This window comes from Modestobacter lapidis (assembly GCF_054780755.1).
Window position 1 is genome coordinate 51,370 of sequence record NZ_BAAGVS010000014.1, and the last position, 18,550, is coordinate 69,919.

The following is an 18,550-nucleotide window of genomic DNA, read 5'->3' on the forward strand; positions in this document are numbered from 1 at the left end:
CTCGCACCGTGGTTGTGGGTGGCAGCGACCTTTTTCCTGGTCGTGGTGCCCGTCGGCTCGCTTCTCTGGAAGAGCCTGGAGCTCCCGGAGTCCGGCTCCCGCGGGCTCGACAACTACGCGGAGGTGCTCACCCAGGGGAGCGTGCTGGAGGCGATCTTCAACTCGTTCTGGATCGGCACCGCGACGACCATCGGAGCGCTGCTGATCGCGGTTCCGTTCGCCTTCCTGGTCAGCCGCACGGACATGCCCGGTCGGCGGTTCTTCCGCTCGGTCGCCGTGCTCACCTTCGCCGCGCCGAGCTTCATCGCCGCGATGGGATGGATCCTGCTGCTGGGCCCGCGCGGCGGCCTGCTGAACGAGTACGTGCTCGTGCCGCTCGGGCTGCCGGCGTTCGACATCTTCGGCGCGAAGGGGATCATCCTCGTCCTCACGCTCTTCCTCTATCCCCTCGTGTTCCTGCCGGTTACCGACGCGCTGGACAACATGGACAGCCGGCTGGAGGAGGCCGCGGAGTCCGCCGGTGCCACCCGGTGGCACACGTTGCGCGCGGTGACGCTGCCGTTGATGCTGCCGCCGATCTTCTCCGGCAGCCTCCTCGTCTTCATCAGCGCCTTCGTCATCTTCGGGCCGGTGGCCCTCCTCGGCGGCCCGGTCGGGTTCCAGACGATCCCCACCGCGATGCTCGAGTTGATGACGTTCCCGCCGCGCATTGAGTACGCGGCGGTGCTGGGTCTGCCCGTGCTGTTCGCACTGGGCGTCCTCCTGTACCTCCAGCGGAAGCTGTACGGCAAACGCGCCTACACGACCGTCGGCGGCAAGCCGGGGCAGAAGCGCACGGTCGAGCTCGGCGTGTGGCGCTGGGTTGCCTGGTTCTTCGGGTTCGTGGTCCTGCTGTTCAGCATCGTGCTCCCGTTCGGGGTGCTGCTGCTGACCTCGTTCCGCAAGGCGGTGGGCCTCCCGCTCACCTGGGACAACCTGGTGCTCTTCGACAACTACCGGGCGCTGGTGGAACGGCCGGCCATCCTGGAGTCGTTCTGGAACAGCTTGTGGATCGCGCTGGTGGCCACGGTGGCGAGCATCGTGGTGGCGGTCCTGGCGGTCTGGCTCCTCGAGCGCAGCCGCACCAGGCTCCGTCCGGCGATCCAGCCGTTCATGCTCGCTCCGCTGGCGTTCCCCGGGGCCATCCTCGGCATCGCCATGGTCATCGCCTACAGCGGTTCCCCGTACTGGCTGGGCGGCACGCTCACGATCATGCTGCTGGCCTACCTGATCCGGGTCGTGCCGCAGTCGTTCACCTATGTGCACGCCGGCTTCAAGCAGGTCAACGCGGAGACCGAGGAGGCGGCCCGGGTGCTGGGCGCGTCCTGGAGCGAGTCCATGCGACGGGTGACGATCCCGCTGCTGCGTGGGCCGATCCTCTCGATCGGAGTGCTCAACTTCGTTCTGCTGTTCCGCGAGCTCGACGTCTCGATCTTCCTCTTCACGGGGACGAACAACGTCGCGCCGGTGATCCTCTACAACCTCGCTTCCGAGTCGCAGTTCCAGTTGATGGGCGCACTCTCCGTCGTCATGCTCGTCATCAATCTCGGCGTGGTGCTCGTCGCCCGCCGCCTGCTCGGTGTGCGCGTCGCCCACTGAGTTCCACAACCTGGTCCGGCCACATCCCTCGTGGCCCGAGAGAGGAAACTCCGACCCCGTGCAGATCATCAAGACCGAGTCCTGGATCCTGCGGCTGCCCTTCGTCCGGACGAGTCGTGACTTCAACGACGCGCACCACGAGCTCATCGGCGTCACCCTGCACACCGACACCGGCGAGACCGGCACCGGCTTCGCCTTCGTCACCGACTTCGGCGGCGGGGTGGCGGTGAAGGCCCTGCTCGACGACGTCCTCCTGCCCCGGGTGCAGGGCCGTCCGGTGCACGAGGCCAAGGCCATCTGGCACGAGCTGTGGTACATCACCCACCGCCTCGGCCGCGGGATCAACTCCTTCGCGATCGCGGCCATCGACATCGCGCTGTGGGACCTGCGGGCCCGCGGCAACGGCCACTCCCTGGCCCGGGAGCTGGGACAGGTCACCGACCGGGTTCCCGCCTACGGTTCCGGCAAGGGCTCCCCGCTGCTGCCGGTCGACGAGCTGGTCGAGCTCTCGGCCGGCTACGTCGAGCAGGGCTTCCAGGCGGTCAAGGTCCGGATCGGGGTCGACCCGGCGGCCGACATCGAGCGCGTCCGTGCGGTGCGGCGCGCCCTGGGCGACAGCGTCCGCATCATGTGCGACGCCAACGAGCGGCTGGACCTGCCGACCGCTCTGTGGTTGGGGAACCGGCTGGCCGAGTTCGACATCTACTGGTTCGAGGAGCCGGTCGTCAGCGACGACGTGGCGGCGCACCAGCGGCTGGCCCAGGCCCTGCCGATGCCGATCGTGGGCGGCGAGCACCTGTGCAGCAGCCGGGAGTTCGTGCAGTTCGTGAACGCCCAGGCCCTCGACGTCCTGCAGCCCAACATCTGCATGGTGGGTGGGTTCACCGAGGGCCTGCGCATCGGTGAGCTCGCGGCCGCCCACGGCCTCGGCTTCGCTCCGCACTTCATGAGCGAGCTGCACATCCACCTGGCCGCGGCGCTGAAGAACACCACCTACCTCGAGTACTTCCCGTTCCTGGACGAGTTCATCGAGGAGCCCCTCGAGCACGCGGACGGCCACATCCTCGTGCCCGAGCGTCCGGGACACGGCATCCGGTTCACGGAGGCCACCTGGAACCGGTACCGGACCGGATGAGTCGCCAGCGAGGCCCCGCCGTCCCGGTGAGGCCGGCGTGAGGGTGGCCGAGGCCGTCGGACGGACCCTCGCCCAGCTCGGCGTGGAGCAGGTCTTCGGCGTGGTCGGCAGTGGCAACTTCCACGTCACCAACGCCCTGGTGGCGGGCGGGGCGAGCTTCGTCGCGGCCCGGCACGAGAACGGCGCGGCGATGATGGCCGACGCCTTCTCCCGGAGCACGGGACGGGTCTCGGTGGTCAGCCTGCACCAGGGTTGCGGGCTCACCAATGCGATGACGGGCATCACCGAGGCGGCCAAGAGCCGTACCCCGGTGCTGGTCGTGTCCGGGGACACGCCGGGCACCCAGCGGACGTCGAACTTCTGGATCGACCAGGCCACCGCGGTCGCCGCGCTGGGGGCGGAGGTGGAACGGATCCACACCCCGGAGACGGCCGTCGCCGACGCCACCCGGGCCTTCCGGCGGGCGCTGCTCGAACGGCGCACGGTGCTGCTGAACCTGCCGCTCGACGTCCAGGAGGCCGACGTCGACTGGGACGACTCCCTGGTGACCGGTGTTCCGGAGCGGCTGCCGGCCGGACCGGCACCCGAGGCGGTCCACCGCCTCGCCGACCTGCTCGCCGGCGCACAACGGCCGGTGCTGGTCGGTGGCCGGGGGGCGCTGTACGCCCGGGCGGAGCTGGAGCGCCTGGCGGACTCGTGCGGCGCCCTGCTGGGCACGTCGGCGGTGGCCCGGGGCCTGTTCGCCGGTCACCCCTGGAGCCTCGACGTCATGGGTGGCTTCGCCACCGACGCCGTGGCGGAGCTGATCCAGGAGGCCGACGTGCTGGTGTCCTTCGGTGCCGCCCTGAACCGGTGGACCACCCGGAACGGCACGCTGGTGCGGCCGGGGACGACCGTGGTCCAGGTCGACCTCGATCTGGAGGCCATCGGTCATCACCGTCCGGCGCAGCTGGGCGTCGTCGGGGACTCCGCGGCCGTGGCCGCGGCCGTCGCCGCCGAGCTCGAGCGGCGGCCGGAGGCCGCCGCCGGCTACCGCAGCGACGCCGTCGCCGAGCTCATCCGCAGCGGCGCGCGCTGGCAGGACGTGCCGTTCGCGGACACCGGCACGGCAGACCGGATCGATCCGCGGGCGCTGACCATCGCGTTGGACCGGATGCTCCCGATGGAGCGGGTGGTGGTGCCCGACGGCGGAAACTTCAACGGCTACCCGGCGATGTTCTTCGACGTGCCGGACCAGTGGGGCTACTGCCTGCCGTTGGCCTTCCAGTCGATCGGCCTGGCGCTGCCGGCGGCGATCGGCTCGGCCGTCGCCCGCCCCGGCCGGGTGGCGATCGCGGGCGTCGGGGACGGCGGACTGATGATGAGCCTCACCGAGCTGGACACCGCCGTGCGGCTGCGGCTGCCGCTCGTGGTCGTCGTCTACAACGACGACGCCTACGGAGCCGAGGTGCACCACTTCGCGCCGGAGGGGGCGCCCCTGGACACGGTCGTCTTCCCGGAGACCGACATCGCCGCCGTCGCCCGGGGGTTCGGGTGCACCGGGGTCACCGTGCGCGGGCCCGAGGACCTGGCGGCGGTCGCGGACTGGGTCGACGGCCCCCGGGACGTCCCCCTGGTGATCGACGCCAAGATCACATCGTTCCCGTCCTGGGTCCTGGCGCACACGTTCGCCGGCGGCGAGTAGCCGCGGGGCCGGCTCCGGGCATCGCACCGGAGCCGGCCGGTGGTCCCCGGGACCGGAGTGCCGGTCCCGGCGGCACCGGCGGTGCGGACCGGCCCGGCGGTGGGGGAGCCCTCGACGGTCAGCCGCCCTGGGAGACGGGCGGCAGCACCTTCCCGGGGTTGAGGATGCCGTCGGGGTCCAGCGCGTGCTTCACCCACTGCATGACGTCGACCGCTGCGCCGTGCTCGTCCTGGAGATGGCCGATCTTCCCGTACCCGATGCCGTGCTCGCCGGTGCACGTACCGCCGACCGCGAGGGCGCGCTGCACGATCGCGCCATCGAGCCGCTCGGCCTCGGCGACCTCGGCCGGGTCGTCGGGATCGAACACGATGATCGCGTGGAAGTTCCCGTCGCCGACGTGGCCGACGATGGTGTGGACGAGGGACGAGGCCTCCAGCTCCTCCTTGCTGCGGAGGATGCATCCGGCGAGCTCGGAGATGGGGACGCAGACGTCCGTCGTCCAGGCCTTGCCGCCGGGGCGCAGCGCGAGCGCTGCGTAGAGGGCGTCGTGCCGTGCCTGCCAGAGGCGCTTGCGTTCTGCCGTGCCGGTGGCGGAGACGAAGCCCACGGAGGTGCCGTTGCTCATCGACCGACTGGGAATCGGCCACCCCAGCGCGTGCCACTTCCCGGAGCTGCCGGAGCAGACCGGGGCGGGGATCGCGGTGCCGAGCGCGCAGCAGGTGGCCGGCTGAACGGGGACCGGCGCGCGGACTCGCGGGAGTCGTGCCAGGGTCGAGGTCCCGCTGCCACCCGGGCAGCCCACCGTCAGGAGCAGTCTTGAGCGACCACGTCTACCGGCTGAGCGAGATCGTCGGAAGCTCCACCACCAGCGTCGACGACGCGATCCGCACCGCGGTCCGCAAGGCGTCGGAAACCGTGCGGAACATCGAGTGGTTCCAGACCCAGGAGATCCGCGGCCAGGTCGTCGACGGCGACGTCGGCTACTTCCAGGTCACCATGAAGATCGGCTTCCGCGTCGACGAGTGAGTCAGGCCAGGACGACGTCGTCCCCGCGGACCTCCACCGCGACGGCGGTCAGCGGGGACGTCGCCGGGCCCTGCAGCACCGCTCCGGTCGCCGGGTCGAACGCCGAGCCGTGACACGGGCAGACCAGGCCGGCGTCGGCCGCCCGCACCGAGCAGCCCTGGTGCGGGCACTCGGCGTCGAAGGCCACCACGGCGCCCTCGGCCGGTCGGGCGAGCAGCACCCGCCGGCCGTCCAGCGACACCTCGTACGCACCCTCCCGCGGCACGTCGGCCAGCGGCACGAGCACGTCGCCGGCCCGCACCGGCACGTCCACGCCGGCGGCGCACCCGGCCAGGCCCAGGGCGCCGAGGCCGGCGCCCCCGGCGAGCAGCAGGGTGCGGCGGGACAGGCAGGGGTGGTCCGGACGCACGGGATGCATCCTGCCCGAAGCGGCCCCACGGCCGGGCGCGCGGTTCAGTCGAAGCTGCCCGACCCGCCCTGCCGGTAGTGGGCCCGCCGCTCCAACTGCTCCCGCTCCACCCGCTCGGCCCGCACCCGCGCCGTCGTGCCCGCGGGGAAGCCGGCCTTGACCGCCCGGTGCTCCGTCGTCTCGGTCATGTACGCCAGTGCGAACAGCAGCCCCATGAGCACTCCGCCGGCGGCCGCGCTCAGCCGGAACGCCCACGGCACCGGGGCCACGAGCAGGCACAGCGCGACCACGGGGGCCAGCTGCACGAGCGCCCGCGCGAGGTGCCGGACCACCCAGCTGCGCCGGGTGACGTCGTCCAGCACCCAGGGGGCGAGGTGGCGGGGGAGCCCGCCACCGAGCGCGTACCAGACCCACTGGGCCGGGTTCGGGCGTGCACGGTCCACCTGGGCAACGGTAGGCCTTGCCCCAGCGGTGTGGCCGGGATCACACTGCGGCCCGAAGGATCCGTCGGAGGAGGTAGCCGTGCAGATCAGCAACGTGCTCCAGCGCAAGGCGGGCGGACCGGCCGTGGCCACCGTTCCCGGTGGGGCGAGCATCGCCGAGGCCCTGGTCCTGCTGGCCGAGCACCGCGTCGGCGCGCTGGTAGTGAGCGCCGACGGGGTGCACGTCGAGGGCGTCTTCTCCGAGCGGGACGTCGCCCGCGGCCTACGCGAGCGCGGTGCTGCGCTGCTCGACGACCCGGTGCGCAGCGTGATGACGGCGCAGGTGCACACCTGCACGCCGGACACCCGGGTGCTCGACCTCGCCCGGCTGATGACCGAGCACCGGGTGCGGCACGTGCCCGTGGTGGTCGGCGACGAGCTGGCCGGGATCGTCTCGATCGGCGACGTCGTCAAGGCGCGGCTGGACGAGCTCGAGACCGAGCGGGAGCAGCTGGTCGGCTACATCCAGACGGTCTAGACCGCCGGTTGCGCTGCCCCGGTGCCCTGCCGAGATCCTGCCCGGCACCGACGTAAGGTCCTCCGGTGGACGAACGCCGGGTCGGGGTGCTCACCGGGCTGGCGGCCTACCTCCTGTGGGGACTCTTCCCCCTCTACTTCCCGCTGCTCGAACCCGCCGGCGGCGTGGAGATCGTCGCCCACCGGGTCGTCTGGTCGCTGCTGTTCGTCGGCCTGCTGCTCAGCGCGCTGCGGGGGTGGGGCCAGGTCCGCGCGGCCTTCGCCGACCGGCGCACCCTCGGGGTGCTGACCCTCGCCGCGGTGCTGATCGTCGGCAACTGGCTGGTGTTCGTCTACGGGGTGAACTCCGGCCAGGTCGTCGAGACCTCCCTCGGGTACTTCATCAACCCCCTGGTCAGCGTGCTGCTCGGAGTGGTCGTCTTCGGTGAGCGGCTCCGCCGGTTGCAGTGGGTGGCCGTCGGCACGGCCGCCGTCGCCGTCGTGGTGCTCACCGTCGACTACGGTCGCCCACCCTGGATCGCCCTCGCCCTGGCCGGAACCTTCGGCTTGTACGGGCTGATGAAGAAGCTGGTCCGGGTCGAGGCCGCCCCCGGCCTGTTCGTCGAGACCGTCCTCGTCGTCGTCCCGGCCGTCGTGGTCATGGGCATCCTGGAGTTCCGTGGGGCGGCTGCCTTCGGGCACACCGGCGCCGGCAACGCGCTGCTGCTGATCGGATCAGGGATCGCCACCGCCATCCCGCTGCTGCTCTTCGCCGCGGCGGCCCGCCGGGTGCCGCTGTCGACCATCGGGCTGCTGCAGTACGTCAACCCGCTCATGCAACTGGCCATCGGGGTCTTCGTGTTCTCCGAGCCGTTGCCCCCGGCGCGGCTGGCCGGCTTCGCCATCGTCTGGCTCGCACTGGTCGTCTTCACCGTCGACAGCCTGCGCACCGCGCACGGCAACCGGCGGACCGCCGAGACCGCCGTCCCGGCCGGCACCTGATGAGCGGCGACACCGCCACGACCACCGGGGCCGAACCCCGGCCTGCAGCCGCCGGTGTGACCCTGCCCGCACGGGACCTGCAGGTCCTGGCCTTCGAGCGGCAGTGGTGGCGCTTCCCCGGGGCGAAGGAGGCGGCGATCCGCGAGCAGTTCGGCCTCTCCGCCACCCGGTACTACCAGCTGCTCAACACCATCATCGACCGGCCGGAGGCCCTGGCCGTCGACCCGCTGCTGGTCCGCCGGCTGCGCCGGATGCGCGCGGCGCGCCAACGGCGGCACACCGGTCGTGCGCTGGGCACGGACCCCTCGGCGGACTAGCCTCATCACCGTGGGGAGGCATGCGGCGTCGGCGGGTGACGGTAGTCGTTCCCAAGGCGCTGCGGCCGAGGGGCGGCGGACCGCTGCGCCGGCCACCTCCGCACGTCCGGCGATGCCGGTCCCGGCCAACCGGCGCACGCCTCCGGGCGCCGGTGCGGCAGCGCCGACGACGGCGGCCCGCCCGCCGTCCGGTCTCCCACCCCGGCAGGGGAGCAGCGGCTCGACGGGCGCCCAGCCCAGCGCGCGCCCGGCCACCTCGGGGCCCGACACCGACGCCAACGCGGAGACCCTGCCCCGCCGCAGCCGTGCCGAACGACGCCGCGAAGGGCTGCTCCCGGCCGGTGAGGACCCGCTGCTCCGCCGCCTCCCGGGCACACCGCCGCGGCCCGCGCCCAGCACGCCCCCGGGCGGCGGCCGGCGCCGCAGCGACCAGTCCGGCGGCACGGACGTCCCGGCGCCCGGTTCCGGCGTGCCCACCAGCGTCCGCCCGGCCGTCGGACGGCGGCCGGTGCCCGGCTGGGGCGCGGGGACGGCGACGCCAGGGAGTGCGGCTCCCGCACCCCGTCTGCACGACTCCGGCCCCCAGCCCGTGGTCCGCGCCGGGCGCGCGTCCTGGCCCACCGAGAACCCGCTGGACCGCTCGGCCCCGGCCACCTCCAGTGCCCCCAGCTGGACGCCGCCCCCCGCACCGCCCACGCCGCCGGACGGCCGTGGCCCGGCCACGTCCTTCGCCCCGGTCGCGGGGCCGCCCTCGGCGCCGCTGACGTCGCTGGCTCCGGTCGCGGGGCCGCCCTCGGCGCCGCTGACGTCGCTGGCTCCGGTCGCGGGGCCGCCCTCGGCGCCGCTGACGTCGCTGGGTCCGGCCACCTCCTTCGACCCGATCAGCCCTCCGCCGGTGTCCCCGCGCACCGGTGAGCGGCCGACGCCCGGTCCCGGGCGCCGGACGGGCGACGGCATCCGGTCCGGTTCCTTTCCGGCGCAGCCGGCCGCGTGGGTTCCCGCGACCGTCGTGCCGGCCGCCCCCCGGCACGACGAGTACGACGCTCCCCGGTACGACCACCCCCGGCACGACGCCCCCCACCGCGACGCCCCCCACCGCGACGCCCCCCACCGCGACGCCCCCCACCGCGACGCAGCCAGGCACGACGCGCCGACGCCGGTGCCCGGACCGGCCAGCGGCCCGGTCGGGGGCCGCGCGGCTGCCCGGCTGGAGCGGCAGGCTGCCGAGGCCGCCGCGCGCAAGGCCGGTCGCCACGGCGGCGCTGCGGCCGGCCCCTCGCCGGCCGCGCCCCGGCGGTCGGCCGTCGCCGAGCGGGAGGGCGAGCGGACCGGCGCACCCCGCCGGGCGGTCCAGCTGATGCTGGCCATGGTGATCGTGTCCCTCGTGGTGCTCGGCGTGTGGTCGTTCACCTCCCCGCGTACCGACGAGGTGTCGTCGGGCACCCCGGCCGAGGCCACGGAGCAGGTGGCGGCCGAGCCGTCGGCCGACGCCCCGGCCGAGGCCGCACCTCCCGCGGACGTCGTCCCGAGTGCGGCAGCCGTGCCCCCCGGCCCGGTCCGCGCCCCGGTGACCGTGCTGAACAGCACGCGGATCACCGGCCTGGCCGCGTCGATCGCCGAGCAGATCGGGGCCGGTGGCTGGCAGACGCTGGAGCCGGCCACCTACGAGGCGGCCGACGTGGCCGTCACCACGGTCTTCTACACCGAGGGCGACGCCGTGCAGCAGGCCGCTGCCGAGCAGTTGATCGCCCAGTTCCCCGACGTCATCGGCCCGGCGCCCCGGTTCTTCGAGGTCCCCGGCGTCCCCGATCCCGGTCTCGTCGTGGTCGCCACCGGGAACTGGCAGCCCTGACGGCTCCCCGGCGACCTGCTGCCCGGACACGCCGGTCGCGGCCACTCCGGAACCCCTTCGGGCCGCCGTCCGTTGCCGCCCACGTGCGCCCCGTTCCCGGGCCTGCGTCCGCCGGCCCCGGTTCCCACCGCGGCGTCCGGTCGGCGTCGGCCGTCCTGCTCACCGTCCTGCTGGCCGTCTCGTTCCTCGCCCTCGGCGCGACGGCTCCGGCGCGCGCCGCGGAGGGCGTCACCACCGAGGAGGCCCGGGTGCCCTCCGGCACGGGGGTGGACGCCGTCGAACTGGACACCACGCTCTACGTGCCGGCCTCGGCGACGGCTGCCGACCCCGCTCCGGCCGTGCTCGTCGCCCACGGGTTCGGCGGCAGCAAGGCCTCCGTGGCTGCCGATGCCCGGGACCTGTCCGAGCGTGGCTACGTCGTCCTGACCTGGTCGGCGCGCGGCTTCGGGACGAGCACCGGTCGGATCGGGCTCAACGACCCGCGGTTCGAGGTCGCCGACGTCACCACGCTGCTGGACCGGCTGGCCGAGCGGGACGACGTGCTGCTGGATGCGCCCGGCGACCCGCGCGCGGGCGTGGCCGGAGCGTCGTACGGCGGGGCGGTGGCACTGCTGGCCGCGGCCTACGACCCGCGGATCGACGCGATCGCCCCGCAGATCACCTGGCACTCGCTCACGTCGGCGCTGTTCCCCGAGTCGGCCGGCCGGGTGCCGGGCGCCGACACGCTCGCCGCCCGCCCGGTCACCATCGACACCGGGGTGTTCAAGCGGTCCTGGGCCGGGCTGTTCTTCGGCGTGGGATCGGCACCCACCGGTGATGGCGGCCTGCCCGGCGGTCCGGGTGGCTTCGGTGGGGGGACCGGTGCCCCGGCCCCCGACGACGCCGCCCGCGGGAACGGGCCGGCTCCGTCCGCCACCAACTCCTCGGCCGTGGCCCAGGCGCTCACCTGCGGCCGGTTCCAGGCCGACGTCTGCGCCGCCTACCAGGCCGCGGCTGCCACCGGCACGCTCACGCCGGAGGTCGCCGCGGTGCTCGAGCGCAGCAGCCCGGCGCCGGTGCTGGACCGGATCACCGCCCCGACGCTGCTGGTGCAGGGCACCCAGGACTCGCTGTTCGGGCTGGGCCATGCCGACGCCAACGCCCGGGGCATCGCCGCGAACGGCACCCCGGTCAGCGTGGTCTGGTACGCCGGTGGCCACGACGCGTCGGCCTCCGAGCGGGTCACCGCAGACCTGCGGGACCGGGTGGCCGGCTGGTTCGACGTGCACCTGCGCGGCCAGGATCCCGCGCCGGGCCAGGACGCCGGCTTCAGCTACCCGGCGCCGACCGGGCTCGCCGGCGGGCTCAGCGTGCAGGGCGGCTCGCAGACCGTCGACGCCGACGCCTACCCGGGCCTGGCCGGCGCCGACCCGGCGCAGCGCCGCGCCGTACCGGTCGACGGCCCGGCCCAGCCGGTGGTCACGCCGGCCGGCGGCAGCCCGGCGGCGCTCACCACCGTGCCGGGGCTCGGCGCGGTCACCGCCGCGCTCGGCGGTGCGACGATCGAGATCCCCGGTCAGTTCGCCGCCTTCGACAGCGACCCGCTGGTCGAGGCCGTGGACGTCGTCGGCGCCTCGACCGGAACGCTGGCGGTCTCCTCGCCCAGCGGGACGGCGACGCTGTTCGCCAAGCTCTACGACGTGGCGCCCGACGGCCGGATGACGCTGCCCGCCGGGCTGGTGGCGCCGCTGCGGCTGACGGAGCTCTCCACCGACCCCGACGCGCCGACCGAGGTCGAGGTGACGCTGCCGGGCATCGTGCACCGGTTCGAGGCCGGGCACACCATGCGGCTGCTGGTCTCCTCCACCGACCAGGGGTACGCCCTCCCGGCCGAGGCGGCGGTCTACTCCGTGGCCTTGGCGTCCGACGGCGCGGCGCTCGCCGTCCCGCAGGCCGACGGGACCGTCACCGGCACGACCGGGGCCACCCGCTGGTGGGTGCTGCTCGCCGTCCTCGCGGCGCTGGGGCTGCTCGGCTGGCTGGCCGCGGTGCTGTGGGGCCGCCGGCGCCGCCGCCAGCTGTCCGCGGTCACCCCGGACGGGGAGGACGTACCGCTCCGGTTCGAGGGCGTCACGAAGGCCTACAAGGATGGCTTCGTCGCCGTCCGCGACCTGTCCTTCGAGGTCCGGCGCGGGCAGGTGCTGGGGTTGCTGGGCCCCAACGGGGCCGGCAAGACCACCTCGCTGCGGATGCTCATGGGCCTCATCCGGCCCACCGAGGGCACGATCTCGGTGTTCGGGCACGCCGCGCGGCCGGGTGCGCCGGTGCTCTCCCGGCTCGGCTCGTTCGTCGAGGGCACCGGGCTGCAGCCGCACCTGTCCGGCCGGGACAACCTCACGCTCTACTGGGCGGCCGCCGGCCGGCCACTGGCGGACGCGCACATGGAGGAGGCGATCGAGGTCGCCGGCCTCGGCGCCGCCCTCGACCGGCCGGTGCGCCGGTACAGCCAGGGCATGCGGCAGCGGGTGGCGATCGCGCAGGCGATGCTCGGCCTGCCCGACCTGCTGGTGCTCGACGAGCCGACCAACGGGCTGGACCCGCCGCAGATCCACGCGATGCGCGACGTGCTGCGCTCCTACGCCCGGACCGGCCGGACCGTGATCGTCTCCAGTCACCTGCTGGCCGAGATCGAGCAGACCTGCAGCCACGTGGTGGTCATGGCCAAGGGACAGAAGATCGCCCAGGGGACGGTCGAGGAGATCGTCGGCACCGGCGGGGCCGTGCTCATCGGCCTGGCCGACGACGCCGACACCGACCGGGCGGCCGCCGTCCTGAGCGCGCTGCCCGGGGCCGGCCCGGTCGAGCGGACCGACGAGGGCCTGGTCGTCGACCTCGGCCCCACCGGCCGGGCGGCGGCGCTGACCGCGCTGGTCGAGGCCGGCATCGGCGTCGAGCAGCTCACACCGCGGCGCAAGCTCGAGGACGCGTTCCTGTCACTGGTGGGGGAGTCATGACCGACGAGAGGGCCAAAGTCGCGATTTTGGCCGCTACCGGAGCGGTCGCCGGGTACCGGCCGGAGCGCACGCTGCGGCTGGGCGTGGAGCTCCGGCGGCAGTTCAAGCGGCGCCGCACCCTCGGCGTCTTCGCGCTGATGGTCGGGCTGCCGCTGGTACTGATCGCCGCCCTGCAGCTGGGCGCCAGCGAGGAGGCGGCGGAGAACGACCGGGTCAACCTGGTCGACGTCGCCACCGCCAGCGGGCTGAACTTCACCCTGTTCGTGCTGTTCGCCGCCACCAGCTTCTTCCTGGTCGTGGTGTTCGCGCTCTTCTTCGGCGACACCGTGGCCAGCGAGGCGCAGTGGGGGTCGCTGCGCTACGCGCTGGCCACGCCGATCCCGCGGATGCGGCTGCTCCGGCAGAAGTGGATCGCAGCCTTCGTCCTGTCGGTCGCCGCGCTGGTCACGCTGGCCGTGGTGGCCGTGGTGGCCGGCGGCATCGCCTTCGGGTTCGGGGACCTGCAGACGCCGATCGGGCTGACCATCGGCCAGGGCAGCGGCATGGCCCGGCTGGCCGGGATCGTCGGCTACCTCGCCGTCCACCTGCTCGTCGTCGGCACGCTGGCGTTCTGGCTGTCCACGGTCACCGACGCCCCCCTCGCCGCGGTCGGTGGGGCGATCTTCACGATGTTCGTCTTCGCGATCCTCGACCAGGTCGAGCAGCTGGGCAGCCTCCGCGACTGGTTCCCCACCGCGGAGGAGTTCGCCTGGACCGACCTGCTGCAGACGCCGATCGACTCCGGTGACCTGTTCCGCGGGGTGGTGCAGTCGCTGGTCTACGCCGCCGTCTTCACCGCCCTGGCCCTCCGCCACTTCTCCCGCCGGGACGTCACGGCTTGAAGAAGGACCTCGCTGCCCCCCGGGCCCCTACAGCGAGGCCGACACGGCCTGGGCCCAGCCCTCGCCCATCGGGGCGTCGGTCACCGTGGCGTTCGGGACGGCGGTGAGCAGCTCGGCCATCCCCGGAACCCCGGCGCCGTTCGCGGTCACCCACAACCGGCCGACCGCCGGGGCCATCTCCAGGTCGCTGACGCTGTCCCCGATCGCGACGGCGTCCGCCGCGGCCAGGCCGCGCCGGGCGAGGTCCCAGCGGATGGCCGCGCCCTTGGTGATCCCGCGCGGCATCAGGTGGTAGACCCGCGGCGGCAGCGCCTCGGGCAGCAGCGTCATCCGCGGGCCGGCCGGCACCTGGCCGTTGTCCTTGAGGGTCAGCCAGCCCCAACCCCGGTCGGCCAGCCAGCGGTCGACGGCGACGGGGTGCACCAGGCCACGCAGCAGGGCGTCGGCGGTGTGGGTGGCGTGCCAGGGCTCGTGCCACTCGATCCGGCCGGGGTGGGCGGCGAGCAGCTCGTCGACCACACCCAGGGCGGACATGACCGCCATCGGCGTGCGGCCGGTGTGCTCGGCCGGCAGCTCACCGGTGAGCAGGTGCTGCTCCCGGCCGGCCGCCCAGCTGATCAGCGACCCCAGCTCGGCGATCGACCCGTCGGCGGCGAAGATCCGGGCCGCCTCCACCAGCTGGTCGTGGGTGCGGCCGCTGACCAGCACCAACGGGATACCGGCCCGGTGCAGCTCCAGCAACGCGGTGGCCGGCGAGGCGGTCAGGTCGCGGCCCGCGGTGTGCCAGAACGAGCCGCGCGGCCCGACCATGGTGCCGTCGAGGTCGGTGTAGACGATGCGGGTGGCCACCCGCCCATCCTGACCGTCGCGCCCGGGCGGGCCGGGCGCGGGTAGAGTCCCCGGCGTTCCACTCATCCAGAGGGGCAGAGGGACACGGCCCGATGAAGCCCCGGCAACCGCCATCCGCACACCCGCGGAGGGAAGGTGCCAATTCCGTCCCGCGCGGCTCGACGGCCCGGCGCGGGGAAGATGAGGAGGTAGTCGTCGCATGAGCTCGCCCACCCCGACCCTGACCGCTCCCGGTTCTGTCCAGGCAGACGCGACCGCCGGCGGGCAGATCGCTCCGAGTCCGGCCCGCGGCCTGGTCTGTCGCAATTGCGGCGCCACCTTCGGCCTGATCGCCGAGCACGCCTGCGCCGAGTGCTTCGGCCCCCTCGAGGTCGACTACGACCCCGAGCTGATGCGCGCGGTCACCCGCGAGCAGATCGAGGCCGGCCCGCAGAACATCTGGCGCTACGCCGCCCTGCTGCCGGTCGGGCAGGATCCGGCCGACCGGGTGAGCCTTGACCCCGGCCTCACGCCGCTGGTCCGGGCCGACCGGCTGGCTGCCGAGCTGGGCATCACCGGCGGTCTGTGGGTGAAGGACGACTCGGCCAACCCCACCCACTCGTTCAAGGACCGCGTGGTCAGCCTCGCCGCCACCGCGGCCAAGAGCTTCGGCTACACGAAGATCGCCTGCGCCTCCACCGGCAACCTGGCGAACTCCGTCGCCGCGCACGCCGCGCGGATGGGCCTGCCCTCGTTCGTCTTCGTCCCCAGCGACCTCGAGCCGGGGAAGATCGTCCAGTCCGCGGTGTACGGGCAGGCGCTGATCGCCGTCGACGGGTCCTACGACGACGTCAACCGGCTGACCAGCGAGCTCGCCGAGACCGACGAGTTCGAGGACACCGCCTTCGTCAACCAGAACGTCCGGCCGTACTACGCCGAGGGTTCCAAGACGATGGGCTACGAGATCGCCGAGCAGCTGGGCTGGCGCATCCCGGCCCAGGTCGTCATCCCGATGGCGTCGGGCTCGCTGCTGACCAAGGTGGACAAGGCCTGGCGCGAGCTGGTCGCGGCCGGGATCGTCGAGGACAGCGACTGGAGGATCTTCGGCGCGCAGTCGGCCGGCTGCGACCCGATCGCCACCGCCTTCGACAACGGCTGGGACGTCATCAAACCGGTCCGCGCCACCGGCATCGCCAAGTCGCTGAACATCGGCAACCCCGCCGACGGCCCGTACGCGCTGGACGCCGTCCGGCGCACCGGGGGATCGATCGGCCGGGTCGGCGACGACGAGATCGTGGCGGGCATCCGCCGGCTGGCCCGGACCACCGGTATCTTCGGTGAGACGGCGGGCGGTGTGACGATCGCGGTGCTGTGCCAGCTGGTGGAGCGCGGGCTGCTCGACCCGGCCGCGGAGACCGTCGTCCTCAACACCGGCGAGGGGCTCAAGACCCTCGATCCGCTGCTGCCGGTCGTCGCTCCGACGCACCACGTGCAGCCCTCGCTGAAGTCGCTGCGCGAGGCGGGCCTCATCGGGTGAGAACCCCGCTGCCCCCCACGCCTCGCCGGCTCGGCGCGGGACCCTGCAGCAGGCCACCACACCGGGTGAGGCGGCGCGTCGGGACGGTGATCTGCGCCACTGGCTGATGTAGCGTTCCGCGCGGTTCGGGTCCACGTTCGTGTTCGGCGGGCGGAAGAGCTGACACCCGGCTCCCCGTCCCCGGGGGCCGTCCGCACAGAACGTGGGAGCACACGTGGCACAGGGCACCGTGAAGTGGTTCAACTCCGAGAAGGGCTTCGGCTTCATAGCCGTCGACGGCGGTCAGGACGTCTTCGTCCACTACTCGGCCATCCAGATGGACGGGTACAAGAGCCTCGACGAGGGCCAGCGGGTCTCCTTCGAGGTCGTCCAGGGCGAGAAGGGTCCGCAGGCCGACGCCGTCCAGAGCCTGTAGAAGCGCACGTCAGAGGCCCGGTCCCCGTCGTGGGGGCCGGGCCTCTGGCGTGTCCGGAGAGGTTCGGCGGCTGCCTGTTCTTGCACTCGTCGGGGTCGAGTGCCAGACTCGTGACTGGCACTCGGCCACACCGAGTGCCAGCCAGGTCAGAACGGTGAGACACCGGTCGTGGGCCGCAGGAGCGCTCACGCCCGCCGGTGTCGTCCGTCGCGGGCGCCGGAACTGACCAGCCAGCGATCCACGCATGGAGGACATCACCACATGGCCAAGATGATCGCGTTCGACGAAGAGGCTCGCCGCGGTCTCGAGCGGGGGATGAACATCCTCGCCGATGCCGTCAAGGTGACCCTGGGCCCCAAGGGCCGCAACGTCGTGCTCGAGAAGAAGTGGGGTGCGCCCACCATCACCAACGATGGTGTGAGCATCGCCAAGGAGATCGAGCTCGAGGACCCGTGGGAGAAGATCGGGGCCGAGCTGGTCAAGGAGGTCGCCAAGAAGACCGACGACGTCGCCGGTGACGGCACCACCACCGCCACCGTGCTCGCCCAGGCCCTCGTCCGCGAGGGGCTGCGGAACGTCGCCGCCGGCGCCAACCCGATGGCCCTGAAGAAGGGCATCGAGAAGGCCGTCGCCTCGGTTTCCGAGTACCTCCTCTCCACCGCCAAGGACGTCGAGACCAAGGAGCAGATCGCGGCCACCGCCTCGATCTCCGCCGCGGACCCGGCCATCGGCGAGCTCATCGCCGAGGCGATGGACAAGGTCGGCAAGGAAGGTGTCATCACCGTCGAGGAGAGCAACACCTTCGGTCTCGAGCTCGAGCTCACCGAGGGCATGCGCTTCGACAAGGGTCACCTGTCGGCCTACTTCGTGACCGACACCGACCGGATGGAGACCGTCCTCGACGACCCGTACATCCTGGTCGTCAACTCGAAGATCTCCACGGTCAAGGACCTGCTCCCGCTGCTGGAGAAGGTCATGCAGTCCGGCAAGCCGCTGGCGATCATCGCCGAGGACGTCGAGGGCGAGGCCCTCGCGACCCTGGTGGTCAACAAGATCCGCGGGACCTTCAAGTCCGTCGCGGTGAAGGCCCCCGGCTTCGGCGACCGCCGCAAGGCCATGCTGGGCGACATCGCCATCCTCACCGGTGGCCAGGTCATCAGCGAGGAGGTCGGCCTCAAGCTCGACACCGCCGACCTGTCCCTGCTGGGCCGGGCGCGCAAGTTCGTCACCACCAAGGACGAGACGACCATCATCGAGGGCTCGGGCGACGCCGACCAGATCCAGGGTCGCGTCAACCAGATCCGCGCCGAGATCGAGAAGTCGGACTCCGACTACGACCGCGAGAAGCTCCAGGAGCGGCTGGCCAAGCTGGCCGGTGGCGTCGCCGTCATCAAGGCCGGCGCCGCGACCGAGGTCGAGCTCAAGGAGCGCAAGCACCGCATCGAGGACGCGGTGCGCAACGCCAAGGCCGCCGTCGAGGAGGGCATCGTCGCCGGTGGTGGCGTCGCACTGGCGCAGGCCACGGCCGTCGCGTTCGACAAGCTCGAGCTCGAGGGTGACGAGGCGACCGGTGCCAACATCGTGCGCGTCGCGCTGGAGGCCCCGCTGAAGCAGATCGCCATCAACGCCGGCCTCGAGGGCGGCGTCGTGGCGGAGAAGGTCCGCAACTCCGAGACCGGCTGGGGCCTCAACGCCGCCACCGGCGAGTACGTGGACCTGGTCGCGGCCGGCATCATCGACCCGGCCAAGGTCACCCGCTCGGCGCTGCAGAACGCCGCCTCCATCGCGGCCCTCTTCCTCACCACCGAGGCCGTCATCGCCGACAAGCCGGAGAAGAACGCCCCGGCCATGGCCGGTGGCGGCGACGGCGGCATGGGCGGCATGGACTTCTGAGT

The 18,550-nt window shown here is 73.2% G+C and carries 17 protein-coding genes and 1 riboswitch; of the genes, 13 read left to right on the forward strand and 4 right to left on the reverse strand.

The features are described 5' to 3' along the window. The first annotated feature begins 18 nt into the window (after positions 1-18). Genes ACYVG5_RS14435 through ACYVG5_RS14445 form a run of 3 tightly spaced genes read left to right on the forward strand, consistent with a single transcriptional unit; the run spans position 19 to position 4,457 of the window. Entirely contained in the window at positions 19-1,638 is a 1,620-nt protein-coding gene (locus tag ACYVG5_RS14435; RefSeq protein WP_222047115.1) for an ABC transporter permease, read from the forward strand. Between the two features lie 58 nt (positions 1,639-1,696). Then, a complete protein-coding gene (locus ACYVG5_RS14440) occupies positions 1,697-2,773 on the forward strand; it encodes a mandelate racemase/muconate lactonizing enzyme family protein (RefSeq protein WP_222047113.1) in 1,077 nt (358 codons plus the stop codon). A gap of 37 nt (positions 2,774-2,810) precedes the next feature. Continuing rightward, entirely contained in the window at positions 2,811-4,457 is a 1,647-nt protein-coding gene (locus tag ACYVG5_RS14445; RefSeq protein WP_222047111.1) for a thiamine pyrophosphate-binding protein, read from the forward strand. A gap of 118 nt (positions 4,458-4,575) precedes the next feature. Here the strand turns inward: ACYVG5_RS14445 and ACYVG5_RS14450 are convergent, their stop codons facing one another. Continuing rightward, complete coding sequence (locus tag ACYVG5_RS14450) at positions 4,576-5,082, reverse strand: FAD-linked oxidase C-terminal domain-containing protein (protein WP_222047109.1); 507 nt, start codon at positions 5,080-5,082, stop codon at positions 4,576-4,578. Between the two features lie 191 nt (positions 5,083-5,273). On the opposite strand from ACYVG5_RS14450, the gene ACYVG5_RS14455 reads away from it, so the two are divergent. Continuing rightward, positions 5,274-5,483, forward strand: a complete 210-nt coding sequence (locus ACYVG5_RS14455) for a dodecin (RefSeq protein ID WP_222047107.1) — start codon at positions 5,274-5,276, stop codon at positions 5,481-5,483. A 1-nt stretch (position 5,484) separates the two neighbouring features. Here the strand turns inward: ACYVG5_RS14455 and ACYVG5_RS14460 are convergent, their stop codons facing one another. Together ACYVG5_RS14460 and ACYVG5_RS14465 are read right to left on the reverse strand one after the other, a co-directional pair. Continuing rightward, positions 5,485-5,892 carry a Rieske (2Fe-2S) protein gene (locus ACYVG5_RS14460; protein ID WP_222047104.1) on the reverse strand — a complete coding sequence of 136 codons (408 nt, stop codon included), beginning with the start codon at positions 5,890-5,892 and terminating at the stop codon, positions 5,485-5,487. 44 nt (positions 5,893-5,936) lie between these two features. Beyond that, positions 5,937-6,335 carry a DUF5313 family protein gene (locus tag ACYVG5_RS14465; RefSeq protein ID WP_460683286.1) on the reverse strand — a complete coding sequence of 133 codons (399 nt, stop codon included), beginning with the start codon at positions 6,333-6,335 and terminating at the stop codon, positions 5,937-5,939. A gap of 79 nt (positions 6,336-6,414) precedes the next feature. Here ACYVG5_RS14465 and ACYVG5_RS14470 point away from each other — a divergent pair, with 79 nt between their 5' ends. The 6 genes from ACYVG5_RS14470 to ACYVG5_RS14495 all read left to right on the forward strand — a co-directional run bounded on the left by ACYVG5_RS14470 (position 6,415) and on the right by ACYVG5_RS14495 (position 13,875). Then, complete coding sequence (locus ACYVG5_RS14470; protein WP_222047100.1) at positions 6,415-6,852, forward strand: CBS domain-containing protein; 438 nt, start codon at positions 6,415-6,417, stop codon at positions 6,850-6,852. Positions 6,853-6,917: 65 nt separating this feature from the next. Continuing rightward, positions 6,918-7,832: an EamA family transporter RarD gene (rarD, locus tag ACYVG5_RS14475; RefSeq protein WP_222047098.1), complete on the forward strand. Its 915-nt coding sequence runs from the start codon at positions 6,918-6,920 to the stop codon at positions 7,830-7,832. Between the two features lie 56 nt (positions 7,833-7,888). Next, positions 7,889-8,149, forward strand: a complete 261-nt coding sequence (locus ACYVG5_RS14480) for a DUF3263 domain-containing protein (RefSeq protein WP_460683287.1) — start codon at positions 7,889-7,891, stop codon at positions 8,147-8,149. A 112-nt stretch (positions 8,150-8,261) separates the two neighbouring features. Continuing rightward, positions 8,262-10,001, forward strand: a complete 1,740-nt coding sequence (locus ACYVG5_RS14485; RefSeq protein WP_460683288.1) for a LytR C-terminal domain-containing protein — start codon at positions 8,262-8,264, stop codon at positions 9,999-10,001. Between the two features lie 83 nt (positions 10,002-10,084). After that, positions 10,085-12,994, forward strand: a complete 2,910-nt coding sequence (locus ACYVG5_RS14490; RefSeq protein ID WP_222047092.1) for an alpha/beta fold hydrolase — start codon at positions 10,085-10,087, stop codon at positions 12,992-12,994. Beyond that, the gene (locus ACYVG5_RS14495) at positions 12,991-13,875 is read left to right on the forward strand and encodes an ABC transporter permease (RefSeq protein WP_222047090.1); all 885 of its coding nucleotides are present in this window, start codon (positions 12,991-12,993) and stop codon (positions 13,873-13,875) included. The genes ACYVG5_RS14490 and ACYVG5_RS14495 overlap by 4 nt, the downstream gene beginning before the upstream one ends. A gap of 27 nt (positions 13,876-13,902) precedes the next feature. Here ACYVG5_RS14495 and ACYVG5_RS14500 read toward each other — a convergent pair whose 3' ends face one another. Beyond that, positions 13,903-14,724, reverse strand: coding sequence for an HAD family hydrolase (locus ACYVG5_RS14500; protein ID WP_222047088.1), 822 nt, complete (start codon positions 14,722-14,724; stop codon positions 13,903-13,905). A 59-nt stretch (positions 14,725-14,783) separates the two neighbouring features. After that, a riboswitch (SAM riboswitch) is annotated at positions 14,784-14,911 on the forward strand. 12 nt (positions 14,912-14,923) lie between these two features. Here ACYVG5_RS14500 and thrC point away from each other — a divergent pair. The 3 genes from thrC to groL all read left to right on the forward strand — a co-directional run bounded on the left by thrC (position 14,924) and on the right by groL (position 18,548). Continuing rightward, positions 14,924-16,240, forward strand: coding sequence for a threonine synthase (gene thrC / locus ACYVG5_RS14505; protein WP_222047086.1), 1,317 nt, complete (start codon positions 14,924-14,926; stop codon positions 16,238-16,240). 214 nt (positions 16,241-16,454) lie between these two features. Continuing rightward, entirely contained in the window at positions 16,455-16,655 is a 201-nt protein-coding gene (locus ACYVG5_RS14510) for a cold-shock protein (protein WP_222047084.1), read from the forward strand. A gap of 261 nt (positions 16,656-16,916) precedes the next feature. Then, positions 16,917-18,548, forward strand: a complete 1,632-nt coding sequence (gene groL / locus ACYVG5_RS14515; RefSeq protein WP_222047082.1) for a chaperonin GroEL — start codon at positions 16,917-16,919, stop codon at positions 18,546-18,548. Positions 18,549-18,550 lie beyond the last annotated feature (2 nt).

Bases quoted from the DNA above. Each gene is read 5' to 3' on its own strand.
- thrC (WP_222047086.1), top strand. From the start codon at position 14,924: ATGAGCTCGCCCACCCCGACCCTGACCGCTCCCGGTTCTGTCCAGGCA.
- groL (WP_222047082.1), top strand. From the start codon at position 16,917: ATGGCCAAGATGATCGCGTTCGACGAAGAGGCTCGCCGCGGTCTCGAG.
- ACYVG5_RS14485 (WP_460683288.1), top strand. From the start codon at position 8,262: ATGCCGGTCCCGGCCAACCGGCGCACGCCTCCGGGCGCCGGTGCGGCA.
- ACYVG5_RS14495 (WP_222047090.1), top strand. From the start codon at position 12,991: ATGACCGACGAGAGGGCCAAAGTCGCGATTTTGGCCGCTACCGGAGCG.
- ACYVG5_RS14450 (WP_222047109.1), bottom strand. From the start codon at position 5,082: ATGAGCAACGGCACCTCCGTGGGCTTCGTCTCCGCCACCGGCACGGCA.